The sequence below is a fragment of the Streptomyces sp. NPDC057002 genome (assembly GCF_042673825.1).
Classification (GTDB): domain Bacteria; phylum Actinomycetota; class Actinomycetes; order Streptomycetales; family Streptomycetaceae; genus Streptomyces.
Window position 1 is genome coordinate 378,969 of record NZ_JBHURZ010000009.1, and the last position, 14,303, is coordinate 393,271.

Here is a 14,303-nt window from a genome sequence, read left to right on the forward strand (position 1 = left end):
GCGCCCACGACGCGTCAGATGTCGCTCTTCCGGCCCAACGGCATCCCGTTCCGCCGGGGTTCGGGGTCCGCTCCGCCCGCCTCGTCCGGCTCCCGCGGCGACCGCACCGCGACCCCCGAGGACACCAGCAACAGCACCCCCAGCATCACGAACGGCGCCGCCACCCCCGCGACCCCGGCGATCAGCCCGGCCGCTGCGGGCGCGGCGACCTGGCCGAGCCGGTTGCCGGTCAGACGCAGGGCGAGGGCCGTGGAACGGGCCTCGTCGGGTGCCGCCTGGACGACCGTCGTCATGGACAGCGGCTGCCCGACGCCCAGGCAGAAGCCGAGCAGCACGAGCAGCAGACCGAGCGCCCACACCGGCACGGGCAGGGCGATCCCCGCGCACAGCAGGGCGGCCAGCAGACACGTCACGGTGAGCAGCAGGGTCCGGCCGAGCAGCCGCAGCAGGGGCGTCAGCACCAGGCGGCAGGCGATGGTGGCCGCCGCGCGCAGGCTGAGCAGGACGCCGATCACGGAGGGCGCGATGCCCCGGTGCTCGCCGACCACCGGGAGGTACGCGGTGAGGATGTCGGTCGCGGACAGCACGGCGAGGCTGATGAAGATGCCGGCGGGCACGCCCCGGGTGCGCAGGATGCTCCGGACCGGTACCCGGTCGCCCTTGTCCGGGCGGGACGTGGCCGCCGTACGGCGGTGTTCGATGCGCCACAGCGAGGTGAAGGCGACCGCGCCGACCCCGCCCGCCACGACCAGGGCGAGCGCGCTGGTGCCCGCCATGTCCTCGCCGCCGATCAGCCCGCCCGCCGCGATGGGGCCGACCAGCTGGCCGAGCGCCGCGCCGATGGTGAAGTGGCCGAAGTTGCGGTCCTGGTCGTGTGGCGCGGACTGGCGGGCGACCAGGGACTGGGAGCCGATGACGAAGCAGAGGTGGCCGAGGCCCATCACCCCGCTCCACAGGGCCATCGTCGCCAGGGAGCCGGCGACGCCGCTGAGGGCGCAGCCGCCGGATATGAGGACCACGCCGAAGGGCAGCAGGGGCGCGCAGCGGCCGTGGTCGGTACGGCGGCCCAGAGGGACGGCGGCGAACAGCGGAAGCAGCGCGTACACACCGGCAATCACACCGACGGCGCGTTCGTCCGCGCCCAGCGCGAGGGCCCGGTAGGAGACGGCGGGCCGGGCCATCGACACCGCCGCCTGCGCGAAACTGAAGGCGATGACGAGACGGAGCAGCCAGCCGCGGTTCCCACCGGGCCTCACGATGTCCTCCAACGGGGATCGAGCAACATCAATCGAACGACGTCAGATGATTCCGAACAGGATGCCCGCTCCGAGGATCACCAAGCAGGTGAGGGCGGCCCACTTCACCACGAACTTGGTGTGGTCGCCGAACTCCACCTTGGCCATGCCGACCAGGACGTAGACGGCCGGGACGAGCGGGCTCGACATGTGCAGCGGCTGGCCGACCAGCGAGGCGCGGGCCATCTCCACCGGGGAGACGCCGTGCGCGGCACCGGCCTCGGCGAGGACGGGCAGGACACCGAAGTAGAAGCCGTCGTTGGACATGAAGTACGTGAGCGGCAGGCTCAGCACACCGGTGACGATGGCCATGTGCGGTCCCATGCCCGCCGGGATGACGTCCACCATCCACTTGGCCATGTTGTCGACCATGCCGGTGCCCTGGAGGACGCCGGTGAAGACGGCGGCGGCGAAGACCATGCCGGAGACGTTCAGGACGTTGTCGGCATGGGCGGCCAGCCGGGCCTTCTGGTCGGGGATGTGCGGGAAGTTCACGGTGAGGGCCAGCGCGGCACCGAGCAGGAACAGCACCGGGATCGGCAGCAACTCCATGATCATGGCGGTGAGCAGCGCGACCGTGAGCAGCGCGTTGAACCAGTAGAGCTTGGGGCGCAGGGTGGCCCGGTTCGGGTCGAGACCCTGGAAGCCGTCGTCCTCGGTGTCGTCATCGGCGTCGGCGCCACTGCCGGAGCCCGCACCCGCACCCGCGTCGGCACCGGCACCCGTGCCGCCGCCCTTGCGCATGGAGACCTTGCCGTCGCCCGAGCCGCCGGAGCCCACGAGGACCGTCTCGCTCTCCTTCTCCTCCTCCAGCACCTCGTCCAGCGTCAGCATGCCCAGCCGCCGGCGCTCACGCACACCGAGCACGTAGGAGAGGCCGAAGACGAAGAGCAGACCCACCAGGAGCGCCGGGATCATCGGGACGAAGATCTCGCTGGCGTCCAGCTTGAGCGCGGTCGCGGCGCGGGCGGTCGGGCCGCCCCAGGGGAGGGTGTTCATCACGCCGTTGGCCATCGCGGCGACACCGGTCATCACGACCAGGCTCATCTTCAGGCGCTTGTACAGCGGGTACATCGCCGAGACGGTGATCATGAAGGTGGTGGAGCCGTCGCCGTCCAGCGACACGATCGCCGCCAGCAGGGCGGTGCCCACGACGATCCGCATCGGGTCCGCTTTACAGAATTTGAGGATCCCGCGGACGATCGGGTCGAAGAGACCGACGTCGATCATCACGCCGAAGTAGACGATCGCGAACATGAGCATCGCCGCGGTGGGGGCGAGGTCGGTCACGCCGTCGAGGACGTAGTCGCCGAGCTTGGCGCCCTTGCCGACGAACACGCAGAAGAGAGCGGGAATCAGCACGAGCGCCGCGATCGGCGACATCTTCTTCATCATGATCAGGACCAGGAAGGTCGCGATCATGGCGAAGCCGAGGATGGTCAGCATGAGTGGGTACCTAACGTTCGCCCTTGAACATTCCACCAGGGCCGGCGGTTCCCGAGACGTTAGGTCCCGCAAAGCAGCGTTAACAAGACGTTGACGTGCGAGCAATAAGCGCAAAACTGCTGGTCACAGCTTTGCTCAGGTCAGGGGCATGAGCTTTTCGGCCGCCGGGGCGCATTCGACGGGCACTCCGTTGAGGACCGCGTTGCCCGACAGCGGGTCGAGCAGAGATCCGTCGAGGAGCTGGTTGACGTTGACGCCGGGGTCGGTCGAGGCGTGACCGAGGCGGGTGCCGGGCCGGTCGTGGCCCCAGCCGTGCGGCAGGCTCACCACACCCCTGCGGACGGCGTCCGTGACCTCGGCCGGTGCGGTCACCTCTCCCCCGGCGCCCTTCACCCGTACCGGCGCCCCGTCCGTCACGCCCAGCCGTTCGGCGTCCTCGGGGTGGATGTGCAGGGTGCAGCGGTTGGAGCCGCCGGTCAGGGCGGGCACGTTGTGCATCCAGCTGTTGTTGGAGCGCAGATGGCGGCGGCCGACCAGGACGAGCCCCTCGGGGCGTTCGGCCAGGGCCGCGCGCAGACGGGGCAGGTCCCCCGCGATCGGTTCCGGCAGCAGCTCCACCAGGCCGCTCCGGGTCTTCAGCGGCTGCGGGAGCCGGGACCGCAGCGGGCCGAGATCGATGCCGTGCGGATGCGCGAGCAGCTTCTCCAGAGAGAGTCCGTCCGGTCGTACGCCGAAGCCGTCACCGTAGGGGCCGAGGCGCAGCATCATGTCCAGCCGTCGTTCGGGGCCGGTGTCGCCGGTGAGCTGTGCGGCGAGCTCGCGGGGATCGCGGCCGTGCACGGGCGAGTGGGGTTCCTCGACGGCCTTGCCGAGGGTCTGGTCGATGACCATGTGGTCGACGGCGGCGGGGTCGGCTCCGTGCATGCCCGTCGCGGCGAGGATCAGCCGGGCCAGGATCTCCGTCTCCGCCATCCGGCCGGGTTCCAGCGGGACCGCGGGGCGGGTGTAGCGGACCTGGTTGCGTACGGCGAGGGTATTGAAGGCGAAGTCGTGGTGCGGGCTCTGGGAGGGCGGGGGCGGGGGCAGCACGACGTGGGCGTGGCGTGAGGTCTCGTTGAGGTAGGGGTCGACGCTGACCATGAAGTCGAGCGAGTCGAGCGCCTTGTCGAGCCGGTCGCCGTCGGGCGCGGACAGCACGGGGTTGGCGGCGACGGCGACGATCACGCGGACCGGCTCGCCTTCCTCGGTGGCGGTGTCGATCTCCTCGGCGAGGGCCGACAGGGGCAGCTCGCCCTTCGCTTCGGGGTGCCTGCTGACCCGGGAGAGCCAGCGCCCGAGGGCGAAGCCGCGGCCGGGTCCGGCGGGGCGCGGGGTCTTGTCGGTGGCGGCCTGCGGGAAGAGCGCGCCGCCCGGCCGGTCGAGGTTGCCGGTGAGGATGTTCAGGACGTCGACGAGCCAGCTGGCCAGGGTGCCGTGCGGGACGGTGCAGCTGCCGATACGGCCGTACACGGCGGCGGTGGGGGCGGCGGCGAGTTCGCGGGCGAGGGTGCGGATGAGGCCGGCGTCGACGTCACAGGCCGGGGCCACGGCTTCGGGGGTGAACTCCCGCAGGGCGTCGGCCAGTTCCTCGACGCCCTGGACGTGCGGGGTCGGCTCGACGAGGCCCTCGGCGTAGAGCACCTGCGCCATCGCGGCCAGCAGCAGCGCGTCGGTGCCGGGCCGCACGGCGATGTGCCGGTCGGCGAGCTTGGCGGTCCGGGTGCGCCGCGGGTCGATGACGACGAGGGTGCCGCCGCGGGCCTTGAGCGCCTTGAGCTTGCCGGGGAAGTCGGGGGCGGTGCACAGACTGCCGTTGGACTCCAGCGGGTTGGCGCCGATCAGGAGCAGATGGTCGGTGTGGTCGAGGTCGGGCACGGGGATGGCGTTCGCGTCGCCGAAGAGCAGTCCGCTGGAGACGTGCTTGGGCATCTGGTCGACCGTGGAGGCGGTGAAGACGCTGCGGGTGCCGAGCCCGGCGAGCAGCATCGTCGGGTAGAGCGCGCCGGCCATGGTGTGCACATTGGGGTTGCCGAGGACGACACCGACGGAGTTCGGGCCGTACCGCTCGACGACCGGGCGGATCCCGGCGGCGACGGCGTCGAAGGCCTCCTCCCAGGTGGCCTCGCGCAGCTCGCCGTCCCTGCGCACCAGCGGGGTGCGCAGCCGGTCGGGGTCGGAGTCGACGGCTCCGAAGGAGGCGCCCTTGGGGCAGATGAAGCCCTCGCTGAACACGTCGTCGCGGTCACCTCGGGCACGGGTGACGCGCGTCCCCTCGATGGTGAGGGTCAGGCCGCAGGTGGCCTCACACAGGGGACAGATACGCAGGGCGGTGCGGGACACGGGTCCTCCCGGGGGCGGCGGCTTCGGTGACGCGCGAACGCGCCCGAGCATACCGACCGGTATGCACGGAGGGGAGGCCCTGACGACACCGGATCACCTGAGGGACCCTTAGTCGAGCACCCGGGACAGATACGCCCGGAGCATCTCCCGCATCTCCTCGATGATCTTCGGGTCCCCTTCCGGCATGACCCGGAACGCCAGGTGCACGAGGGTGTCGGCGGTCTCGACGGCGATGAGGAACACCCGGCGCAGCTCCTCGTCGGGCTCGCGGTCGAGGTAGCCGGAGAGCAGTTCGGTGAGGCGGTCGGCGACGCGGTGGTTGGGTTCGGTGTGGCGGGCGCCGACCGGGATCTGGTTGCCGAAGTCGACGAGGGAGAAGCCGGGCGCGGTGCGCTTCATCTCCAGGTACTCGTCGAGCACGGCGTCCATGGCCACGCGCCAGTCCCCGTCGCCCGTCTCCCGCAGGCGCTCGGTGACGCGGGCGGAGTACCGCTCGAGGTTGCGCTGGGCCAGCGCGTCGGCCATCTGGCGCTTGTTGCCGAAGAAGCGGTAGACCGAGCCGATGGGGACGCCGGCCCGCTGGGCGACGGCGCGGGTGCTCAGGGCGTCGTAGCCGACCTCGTCGAGGAGGTCGGCGCAGGCGTCGAGGATCCTGGTCAGGCGTTCGACACTGCGCCGCTGCACGGGCGCACGACGGAGCGATGTCGCGTGGGGCACGGGCTTCATGATGCCTTTCCGGCGCGGTCCGGTGAACCTCGCCCCCCGATCCGGGACCGGTTGTCCGTCGCGTGCGTCCGCGCTTCCCCCGGGGCGCTCGCGCTCGGCGTCGCGCCCGGGCCGGGCTCCGACGCGGTGATGTCGGCCGTGCTCTCCACGGGCCGGCCGTCCACCGCCCAGGCGGTGCCGTCGTCGGCGTAGAGGCGGGCCGTGACATGGTGCGTGCCGCGCGGCACGAGGTGGGCGGCCAGCCGGTACTCGGAGGCGCGGAGCCGGGTGACGAGCCGGCCGTCCACATAGAGGTGCGCGAGTCCGCGCCCTGCCACCGCCTCCCCCTCCGCACCCGCCCGCGAGAAGCGGAACCTGCGGACGGCCAGCCGGACGTCCCAGCCGCCCCCCGCGTCGGGCTGCACCTCGATGCCGACGTCGGGCGCGTCCCGCCGCGCCACCTGGCGGAAGGGCCGCCCCTCGGGATCCCGGTCCTCCAGGAGCGTGCCCACGGGCGTGGGCGAGGCCCCGCTCCCCCGCTCCCCGGCGTCGCCGGAGCCGCAGCCCGCGGCTCCGGCCAGCAGCACGCAGACCGCGAGCAGGGTGCGAGGTCCACGTGTCCACGTCATGTCCGCGAGCGTAGAACGCGCGTCCGATCCGGCGGATCGTTCTCAAGTCGGGTTCAGGTCATCCCCCGAGAGGAGGGCGCGTGTCCCTCTTGCGCAGGGGAAAACGCAATCCTACGGTGTTGCATAGGAATCAGACCGCAAGGGAGCAGCGATCATGGGTTCGGACGCGCGGAAGACCGCCGAAGGGCTGACCTACCTCTCCGGCTTCGGCAACGAGCACGGCTCGGAGGCCGTCCCGGGCGCGCTGCCCGAGGGCCGCAACTCACCCCAGCGGGCCCCGCTCGGGCTGTACGCGGAGCAGCTGAGCGGTACGGCCTTCACCGAGCCGCGGTCCCACAACCGCCGCTCATGGCTGTACCGGATCCGCCCGTCGGCCGCGCACCCGGCGTTCACCCGGACCCACAACGGCTCGGTCCGCACCGCTCCCTTCACCCAGACCGCGCCCGACCCGAACCGCCTGCGCTGGAACCCCCTTCCCGACCCGGCACCCGAGACCGACTTCCTGGCCGGGCTGTGGACGCTGGGCGGCAACGGCGACGCCACCCAGCGCACCGGCGTGGCCGTGCACCTCTATGCCGCCAACGCCTCGATGGAGCGGGTGTTCAGCGACGCCGACGGTGAGCTGCTGATCGTCCCGGAGCGCGGCGGGCTGCTGCTGCGCACCGAGTTCGGACTGCTCCATGTGGAGCCGGGCCATGTCGCGCTCGTCCCGCGTGGGGTCCGCTTCCGTGTGGAGCTGCTGGACGCTTCGGCCCGCGGCTATGTGTGCGAGAACTACGGCGCGCCCTTCCGCCTCCCCGATCTGGGCCCGATCGGCGCCAACGGGCTCGCCAACCCCCGGGACTTCCGCGCCCCGGTCGCCGCCTACGAGGACGTGGAGGGCCCGGTGGAGGTGGTGAACAAGTTCTGCGGCAACCTCTGGACGGCCACCTACGACCACTCCCCGCTCGATGTCGTCGCCTGGCACGGCAACCATGTGCCGTACGTATACGACCTGCGCCGTTTCAATGTGCTCGGCACCATCACCTACGACCACCCGGACCCGTCCATCTTCACGGTGCTGACGTCCCCGTCGGACACCCCGGGCCTGGCCGGTGTCGACTTCGTGGTGTTCGCGCCACGCTGGCTGGTGGGCGAGGACACCTTCCGGCCGCCGTACTTCCACCGGAATGTGATGAGCGAGTACATGGGCCTGATCGAGGGCGCCTACGACGCGAAAGCGGAAGGCTTCGTGCCGGGCGGCGGTTCGCTGCACAACATGATGTCGGCGCACGGCCCGGACCGGGAGACCTTCGACCGGGCGAGCGCCGCCGAGCTGAAGCCGCAGAAGATCGACGACGGACTGGCGTTCATGTTCGAGACCCGCTGGCCGCTGACCCTCACACCGCACGCGGCCCGGGCGGAACACCTGCAGCAGCGTTACGACGACGTCTGGCAGGGCCTGGAGCGGCACTTCCGTCCCTTGCACTGAACACCCCTGACCGGTACGGATGGCCCGTGACCTCCTTCGCCCCGGACTCGATCGTCCTGAACCGCAAGCTGCCGCTCTGGTACCAGGTGTCGCAGTCACTGCGTGCCTCGATCCTCGGCCGCTCGCCCCAGGACCCGCTGCGCCTGCCCACCGAGGAGCAGCTGGCCGGGCACTACGGCGTGAGCGTGCTGACCATGCGGCAGGCGCTGAAGGAGCTGGAGGACGAGGGGCTGATCACCCGCCACCGCCGGCGCGGCACCTTCATCGAGCCGCACGCGCGCAGGGGTTCCCCGGTGCGTCTGCTCGGCTCGGTGGACGCGATCGTGGCCCAGCAGTCCGGCATGACGACCACGCTGCTGGACCACGGCACGGCCCCCGTGCCGGGTGAACTCGCCGAGTTCTTCCCGGAGGTGCGGGAGGTCGCGACGTACCACCGGCTGCGGAGCGACGAGAAGACGGGTGAGCCGACGAACCACGCCCGGAACTACGTCCGCCCCGAACTGGCCGCGCGGATCGACCTGGACGACCTCGTCCGGTGGCCCATGACCAAGGTGCTGCGGGATGTCGTCGGGGTGGACATCAGCCGCATCACGGACACGGTGGAGGCCCGGCTGGCCGACCCGGAGACCGCGAAGCTGCTGCAAGTGCCGCTGCTCAGCCCGATCCTGCACTACACGGGCATCACCTACGACACCGACGGCCGGCCGCTGGACGTGGCCGTCATCCAGTACCGGGGCGACCGGTTCTCCTTCACGGTGACCCTCGACGCCAACTGACCCGCGTGTCAGAGCCGCACCGTACGATGCCCTGCGTGACGCACGACGACGCTCCGCCGCTGGCGGACCTCATGCCGTGGTCCGTCGCACCGCCGCGGCTCGGCCGGGGCTGGCCGGCGGCCCCCGACCCGGCGTTCCTGAAGGCCCGCTGGGACGCCTTGGTGAAGGCCGAGGGACCCGACCGCGAGGCCCTGTTCGAGCCGAGCCGCTCACGCACGCTGCACACGGCGGTCGGCCAGCTGCCCGGCCGGACGGGCGGCACGGAGAAGCTGCTCCGCGCCTCGGGCCCGTGCCCCGAGCCGGTGCGCGTGCTGCACGCGCCCTTCGACGAACAGTGGCTGATCCCCGACCAGCGGCTGATCGACGCGGCCCGCCCGGAGCTGTGGCGGGTGGCGGACGAGCAACAGGTCTTCCTGGTGGAAGCGCCGGAGACCCTCCTGGTCACCTCGCTGCTCCCGCTGCTCCGCCCCGGCCGCGTCCGCCCGCTGTTCCGCCGGCCGGGCGGGCGGGAGCCGAACCTGGCCCCCGGCCTGCTGGAGCACCTGGGCACCCGCCTGGGCGACGCCCCCGCGCCGCTGGACGTACTGGCCTGGATCACGGCGACGGCCCGCCCGGACCTCACCGTCCCGCTCACCGGTGACGCCGAGGCATGGGCGCGGGGCGTGGAGCGGGGCCACCGCCTGCTGTGGCTGATGCGCCGCGACGGCGAACGCCCGAAGCTCCCCGGCGGCCGCCGCCCCTACGTCCGCGCCCCGCTGCCCTCCCGGCCCCTGACCCTGGACTACGACGGGGACGAGGAGGCCCTGCTGCTGGACGAGGGCCGCATCTCCCCGGTGCCGCCGGAGGCCTGGGACTTCGAGGCGGGCGGGGTCCGCGTCCTGGAGCAGTGGTTCGCGGCGCGCGTCACCGAGGCCGAGCCGGGCACCCTCGCGGCGATCCGGCCCGCGACCTGGTCGCAGACCTGGACATCGGAACTGCTCGAGCTGATCACGGTCCTCGCACTGCTGGCCGAACTGCGTCCCTCGGACGAGCAGGCGCTCCCCGACCCGGTCACCGCCGCCGAACTCCGCGCCGCAGGTCTCCTCCCGGTACCCACGACGGCCCGTCGGCCCGCCTCCGTGCTGGACGGCCCCGAGGAGGGCCCGGAGGGCCAGCTCGCGCTGCTCTAGCGCGGATCGGGGCCCTCCTGGCGCAGCTCGGGGTCGTAGGCGTCCATGACGCGTTCGAGCGCCCGCCGGAACACCGCCTCCAGATCGACCGGCCCGCTCTGCTCCATGAAGGCCGCGGCCAGTCGCGGATAGGCGCCGGTGGCCACCTGGCTGCCCAGATAGGCCATACGCACCGCGTTCTCCTCCTCCTCGGACCACGGCATGGAGCGGGTGCGCTCGACGGTCGCGATGTCGTTCGCGGTGTACGTCGACACGATGCCGTTGAGCAGCGCGATCAGCTCCGTCTTCGCACCGGCCGGCACGTCGAGCGGTTCGAGGCAGGCCAGGCAGTGCTCCAGGTAGCGCAGGGTGTTGGGGCTGAAGCCGTGCACCCCCGCCATCAGACGCGGCACCCAGGTGTGGCGGTACATGATGGCCCGCGTCTCCTCCGCGTTGCGGAGCATGTCGGCGCGCCAGTCGCCCGTGGGTTCGAACATCTCGTGCTCGGCACCGACGGCGTCCACCATCAGCTCGTACAGGTCCTCCTTTCGGGGGACGTAGTTGTACAGCGACATCGTGCCGCAGCCCAACTCCGCGGCGACATGCCGCATGGACACCCCGTCGAGCCCCTCCGCGTCGGCGATCCGCACCGCCGCCGCCGCGATGCCGGCGCGGGTGAACGCCGGTTTCGGCCCACGGCCGGTGCGCTCGGGGCGCGCCCAGATCACTTCGGGTACGGCCGCTCGGCCCGCCATCGATCATCACCTCGGCCACCATCCTAGTTACGTACAGCGTACGTAGTGCGCTATGGTCGAGCCATGACTTCTACGTACGCTGTACTTAGTGAGGGTCTCGAGAAGCGGTTCGGGGAGGTCCGTGCCGTGCGCGGACTGGACCTCGCGGTGGCCGAGGGCACGGTGTGCGGGGTGCTCGGGCCGAACGGCGCGGGCAAGACCACGGCCGTGCGGCTGCTGACCACGCTGCTGCGGCCGGACGCGGGCTCCGCGCGGGTCGCCGGGCACGACCTCGTCCGCGAGGCCGCCGCCGTACGGAGCCGGATCGGCGTCACCGGGCAGGACACCTCGATCGACGGGGACCTGACCGGACGCCAGAACCTGAAGCTCTTCGGCCGGCTGCACCGGGTGCGTGGTCCGGCAGGCCGGACCGCGGAACTCCTCGACCGCTTCGGGCTGGCCGAGGCCGCCGACCGGCCCGCGTCCACCTACTCCGGCGGCATGCGCCGCCGCCTGGACCTGGCGGCGAGCCTGATCCGCCGCCCCGACGTGCTGTTCCTGGACGAGCCGACCACCGGCCTCGACCCGGCCAGCCGCAACCTCATCTGGGACGCGGTGCGCGATCTGACCGCCGAGGGCACGACCGTGCTCCTCACCACCCAGTACCTGGAGGAGGCCGATCAACTGGCCGACGACATCGCCCTGGTGGACCGCGGCCGGGTCGCGCACACCGGGTCGCCTGCGCAGCTCAAGGCGCTCGTCGGGGCGCACGCCGAGGTCGTCGTGACGGACGCGGACGTGCTCGTGCGGGCGGCGGGCGTGCTCGACCGGCTCACCGGCGCACAGCCGTCGTTCGACCACGAGCGCAACGCCGTCGGCGCGGTCAGCAAGGACCCGACGCTCACCCTCCCGCTGCTGGTGCGCGCGCTGGACACGGCGGGCGTGCCGCTGCTCGACGTGAGCCTGCGGCCACCGACCCTGGACGACGTGTTCCTGCGCCTGACCGAGACCACCACCGAGAAAAGGGAGGCTGCCGCATGAGCATGCTGGCGTACGACGGGACCGCGATGCTGGGGCGCCAGCTGCTGCGGATGCGGAACAACCCGGGGCTGCTGATCCTCACCCAGACGATGCCGGTCAGCATGCTGCTGTTCTTCGGCTATGTGTTCGGCAGCGCGCTGGCGATGCCGGGCGAGGCGTACCGGTCGTTCCTCGTACCGGGCCTGCTGGTGGCGACCGCCGCGGGCGGCATCATGACCGGCATGTTCCAGGCGGCCCAGGACACGCACCGGGGTGTGACGAACCGCTTCCGTACGCTGCCGATGAGCCGGGCGGCCGTACCGCTCGGACAGGCCGCGGCGGACGTGGTGGTCACGGCCGTCGGAACGGTGCCGTTCCTGCTGGTGGGGCTCGCGGTGGGCTGGCGGATCGAGGGCGGCCCGCTCGAAGCGGCGGGGGCCGTCGGGCTGTTGATGCTGTTCCGCTTCGCGTGCACCTGGGCCGGAATCTACCTCGGCCTGCTCACCCGGAACGAGGAGGCGGCCGGTCAGCTGGGCGGGGCGACCTTCCTGCTGCCGCTGCTGTCCAGCGCGTACATCCCGACGACGGGGCTGCCGGGGTGGCTGCGGACGGTCGCCGAGTGGAATCCGATCAGCGCGGTGGCGACGGCTCTGCGGGATCTGTTCGGCAACGCGCCCGTGCCCGGCGAAGCGGCCTGGCCGGTGGCCCACCCCGTCGCGGGGTCACTCATGTGGTGCGCCGTGCTGCTCGGGATCTTCGTACCGCTGGCCGTGCGTCAGTACGCGCGCGGGGAGCGGTGAACCGGGGGGGTAGGGGGAGCGTGCCGCGCTCGGGAACACACCTGGCGCTGCTGCGTGCCGTGGGGATGACGGACGACGAGTGCGCAGCGTGACGCCGGGGGCGGTGTGACCGCCCGAGCGCGGGCCCCTACCTGCCGCCGAACAGCGTGCGGCGCAGTCGGCGCAGCGGTGCGAAGAGCGAGACGCGGCGCACGCGCGCTCCCCTGCCACTGCGGTCGTGCGGCTGGCGCGCGGTCAGTTCACGCATCAGCGAGGTCGCCTCGACCGTCTCCCGCTGCGGGACGGCAGGACCGCCCAGCACCGACAGATGGCGGTCGAGGCGCGAACTGGTCGCGCTGCTCCCGCAGGTGATCGCAGGGACCCTCGCCCTGCTGCGCACTGTTATCTGTTCCATGTCACTCCCCACCCGTACGAGTCCACCCGGCCCGGGCAGGTTAACCCTATCGCCCCGCCCGGGCACTCGTGTATCGCGGTCACAGGATTCACCTTCCCCATAAGGGGGTTGACGATGTATCTCCGATTACTCTCCGAATCCAACAGATTTCAGGGCGAGTTGGACGATTGGCTGGGTGGTGGGCTGCGGAGAGCCGCCAGCGGGCTCGACGGTTACGGCCAGTGACGTCGCGGAGGAGCCCAGACTGGTCGCGACCAGGGGCGTGTCGCCTTTGAGGAGCCCCAGGGAGCGTGGTTGCGCGCCCGGGCGCATGAGCCACAACTGGTGCACTCGGCCGCCCGGCGGGGTGCTGTATCCGCCGAGGGTGACCACCGCGCTCCCCTCTGTCGCGGAAGCGATCACTCCGATGGTTCGGCCCCGTCCGTCCCGGCCACTGCTCGCACGGGCGTCCGGAGCCGCCAGAACGTGGGCGATCTCACGTGACCGGTCCCGCTCGGCGGTCAGTTCGTCCTGGGTCCGGTTCGCCTGGACGGCGAACAGCGAGGCGACGACGAGGGCCGCGGCGGCGGTGGCCGTGGCGAAGGGCACGAACAGCGGGATCCGGCGCCGCCCCCGCTGCCGCGGCGGCGGCTGGGTGCCCCACACATGCGGCGGCAGCTGAGTCGCCCGCGCGCGGGCCGGCTCGCGCGCCGCCTCCTGGGGCACCGGGTCCTGCGGAGTGGTCCGTACGGCGGCCATGACGCGGTCGCGCATCGCGGCCGGGGCCGGGGCGGCCGTGGACCAGGCGAGCCGGACGGCGTCCTCGGACAGGTCACGCACCTCGGCGGCGCAGCGGTCGCAGTCCTTCATATGCCTCTCGAAGCGGACCCGCTCCGGGGGTTCCAGGGCGTCGAGCGCGTAGGGCGCGGCCAGCGAGTGCGGGTCGTCGCGGCGGAAGAGACTCATGCCACGCCTCCCAGGCACTCGCGCATCCGGGTCAGCCCGTCGCGCATCCGCGTCTTGACGGTGCCCAGCGGCAGGGAGAGCCGCTCGGCCACCTCACGGTAGGTGTAGCCCTCGTAGTAGGCGAGGGTGACGGACTGGCGCTGGAGTTCGGTGAGTCGGTCGAGGCAGCGGCGTACCCACTCGCGTTCGAGTCCCGCCTCGACCTCCTCGGTCACCTGGTCGAAGGCCGGGAAGTGGGCGCGCCAGGCCTCGCGCTGCTCGCGTTCCCCCGCCGCGCGGGCGCTGCGCACCCGGTCGACGGCACGGCGGTGGGCGAGGGTGAGGATCCAGGACAGCGCGCTCCCCCGGTCCGGGTCGAACTTCGAGGCGGACCGCCACAGTTCGAGCAGCACCTCCTGAGCCACCTCCTCCGACTGGGCCGGATCGCGCACCACACGCCGTACAAGACCGAACACCGGGCCGGACACCAGTCCGTACAGCTCCTCGAAGGCCTGGTGGTTCCCGCCCGCCACGAGCAGCAGCAGCTCGTCCGCCTCCACTCGTTCCCCCTCTCCGAGGCCG

General features: G+C 72.0%; 14 protein-coding genes. 5 read left to right on the plus strand and 9 right to left on the minus strand.

Annotation, left to right across the window (positions count from 1 at the left end):
• Nucleotides 1-14 precede the first annotated feature (14 nt).
• From ACFT32_RS37115 to ACFT32_RS37135, 5 genes are all read right to left on the minus strand, one after another.
• The gene (locus tag ACFT32_RS37115; RefSeq protein WP_382497953.1) at nucleotides 15-1,256 is read right to left on the minus strand and encodes an MFS transporter; all 1,242 of its coding nucleotides are present in this window, start codon (nucleotides 1,254-1,256) and stop codon (nucleotides 15-17) included.
• A 42-nt stretch (nucleotides 1,257-1,298) separates the two neighbouring features.
• On the minus strand, nucleotides 1,299-2,741 hold the full coding sequence (locus ACFT32_RS37120; RefSeq protein ID WP_382497955.1) for a CitMHS family transporter: 1,443 nt from the start codon (nucleotides 2,739-2,741) through the stop codon (nucleotides 1,299-1,301).
• A 135-nt stretch (nucleotides 2,742-2,876) separates the two neighbouring features.
• On the minus strand, nucleotides 2,877-5,120 hold the full coding sequence (locus ACFT32_RS37125) for a molybdopterin oxidoreductase family protein (RefSeq protein ID WP_382497956.1): 2,244 nt from the start codon (nucleotides 5,118-5,120) through the stop codon (nucleotides 2,877-2,879).
• Between the two features lie 108 nt (nucleotides 5,121-5,228).
• Entirely contained in the window at nucleotides 5,229-5,846 is a 618-nt protein-coding gene (locus tag ACFT32_RS37130) for a TetR family transcriptional regulator (protein WP_382497958.1), read from the minus strand.
• Entirely contained in the window at nucleotides 5,843-6,454 is a 612-nt protein-coding gene (locus ACFT32_RS37135; protein ID WP_382497960.1) for a hypothetical protein, read from the minus strand. Before ACFT32_RS37135 ends, ACFT32_RS37130 begins: the two co-directional genes overlap by 4 nt.
• A 154-nt stretch (nucleotides 6,455-6,608) precedes the next feature.
• On the opposite strand from ACFT32_RS37135, the gene hmgA reads away from it, so the two are divergent.
• The 3 genes from hmgA to ACFT32_RS37150 are packed head-to-tail and all read left to right on the plus strand — an operon-like array spanning nucleotide 6,609 to nucleotide 9,870.
• Nucleotides 6,609-7,925, plus strand: a complete 1,317-nt coding sequence (hmgA, locus tag ACFT32_RS37140) for a homogentisate 1,2-dioxygenase (protein ID WP_382497962.1) — start codon at nucleotides 6,609-6,611, stop codon at nucleotides 7,923-7,925.
• Between the two features lie 26 nt (nucleotides 7,926-7,951).
• Nucleotides 7,952-8,701 carry a GntR family transcriptional regulator gene (locus ACFT32_RS37145; protein ID WP_382497964.1) on the plus strand — a complete coding sequence of 250 codons (750 nt, stop codon included), beginning with the start codon at nucleotides 7,952-7,954 and terminating at the stop codon, nucleotides 8,699-8,701.
• 26 nt (nucleotides 8,702-8,727) lie between these two features.
• Nucleotides 8,728-9,870 (plus strand): type ISP restriction/modification enzyme, encoded by a 1,143-nt coding sequence (locus tag ACFT32_RS37150; RefSeq protein WP_382497966.1) that lies wholly within the window; start codon nucleotides 8,728-8,730, stop codon nucleotides 9,868-9,870.
• Here the strand turns inward: ACFT32_RS37150 and ACFT32_RS37155 are convergent.
• Nucleotides 9,867-10,604 (minus strand): TetR/AcrR family transcriptional regulator, encoded by a 738-nt coding sequence (locus ACFT32_RS37155; RefSeq protein ID WP_382497968.1) that lies wholly within the window; start codon nucleotides 10,602-10,604, stop codon nucleotides 9,867-9,869. The genes ACFT32_RS37150 and ACFT32_RS37155 overlap by 4 nt on opposite strands.
• Nucleotides 10,605-10,667: 63 nt before the next feature.
• Here ACFT32_RS37155 and ACFT32_RS37160 point away from each other — a divergent pair, with 63 nt between their 5' ends.
• Nucleotides 10,668-11,624, plus strand: coding sequence for an ATP-binding cassette domain-containing protein (locus tag ACFT32_RS37160; RefSeq protein WP_382497969.1), 957 nt, complete (start codon nucleotides 10,668-10,670; stop codon nucleotides 11,622-11,624).
• A complete protein-coding gene (locus tag ACFT32_RS37165) occupies nucleotides 11,621-12,403 on the plus strand; it encodes an ABC transporter permease (RefSeq protein ID WP_382497971.1) in 783 nt (260 codons plus the stop codon). The genes ACFT32_RS37160 and ACFT32_RS37165 overlap by 4 nt, the downstream gene beginning before the upstream one ends.
• 127 nt (nucleotides 12,404-12,530) lie before the next feature.
• Here the strand turns inward: ACFT32_RS37165 and ACFT32_RS37170 are convergent, their stop codons facing one another.
• From ACFT32_RS37170 to ACFT32_RS37180, 3 genes are all read right to left on the minus strand, one after another.
• Entirely contained in the window at nucleotides 12,531-12,797 is a 267-nt protein-coding gene (locus ACFT32_RS37170) for a hypothetical protein (RefSeq protein WP_382497972.1), read from the minus strand.
• A gap of 126 nt (nucleotides 12,798-12,923) precedes the next feature.
• On the minus strand, nucleotides 12,924-13,742 hold the full coding sequence (locus ACFT32_RS37175; RefSeq protein ID WP_382497973.1) for an anti-sigma factor domain-containing protein: 819 nt from the start codon (nucleotides 13,740-13,742) through the stop codon (nucleotides 12,924-12,926).
• Entirely contained in the window at nucleotides 13,739-14,281 is a 543-nt protein-coding gene (locus ACFT32_RS37180; protein WP_382497975.1) for a sigma-70 family RNA polymerase sigma factor, read from the minus strand. Before ACFT32_RS37180 ends, ACFT32_RS37175 begins: the two co-directional genes overlap by 4 nt.
• Between the last annotated feature and the right edge of the window lie 22 nt (nucleotides 14,282-14,303).

Excerpts from the sequence above, each read along its gene's own strand:
- hmgA (WP_382497962.1), top strand. The coding sequence starts at position 6,609 with ATGGGTTCGGACGCGCGGAAGACCGCCGAAGGGCTGACCTACCTCTCC.
- ACFT32_RS37120 (WP_382497955.1), bottom strand. The coding sequence starts at position 2,741 with ATGCTGACCATCCTCGGCTTCGCCATGATCGCGACCTTCCTGGTCCTG.
- ACFT32_RS37175 (WP_382497973.1), bottom strand. The coding sequence starts at position 13,742 with ATGAGTCTCTTCCGCCGCGACGACCCGCACTCGCTGGCCGCGCCCTAC.
- ACFT32_RS37170 (WP_382497972.1), bottom strand. The coding sequence starts at position 12,797 with ATGGAACAGATAACAGTGCGCAGCAGGGCGAGGGTCCCTGCGATCACC.
- ACFT32_RS37155 (WP_382497968.1), bottom strand. The coding sequence starts at position 10,604 with ATGGCGGGCCGAGCGGCCGTACCCGAAGTGATCTGGGCGCGCCCCGAG.
- ACFT32_RS37135 (WP_382497960.1), bottom strand. The coding sequence starts at position 6,454 with ATGACGTGGACACGTGGACCTCGCACCCTGCTCGCGGTCTGCGTGCTG.
- ACFT32_RS37160 (WP_382497969.1), top strand. The coding sequence starts at position 10,668 with ATGACTTCTACGTACGCTGTACTTAGTGAGGGTCTCGAGAAGCGGTTC.
- ACFT32_RS37130 (WP_382497958.1), bottom strand. The coding sequence starts at position 5,846 with ATGAAGCCCGTGCCCCACGCGACATCGCTCCGTCGTGCGCCCGTGCAG.
- ACFT32_RS37165 (WP_382497971.1), top strand. The coding sequence starts at position 11,621 with ATGAGCATGCTGGCGTACGACGGGACCGCGATGCTGGGGCGCCAGCTG.
- ACFT32_RS37150 (WP_382497966.1), top strand. The coding sequence starts at position 8,728 with ATGCCCTGCGTGACGCACGACGACGCTCCGCCGCTGGCGGACCTCATG.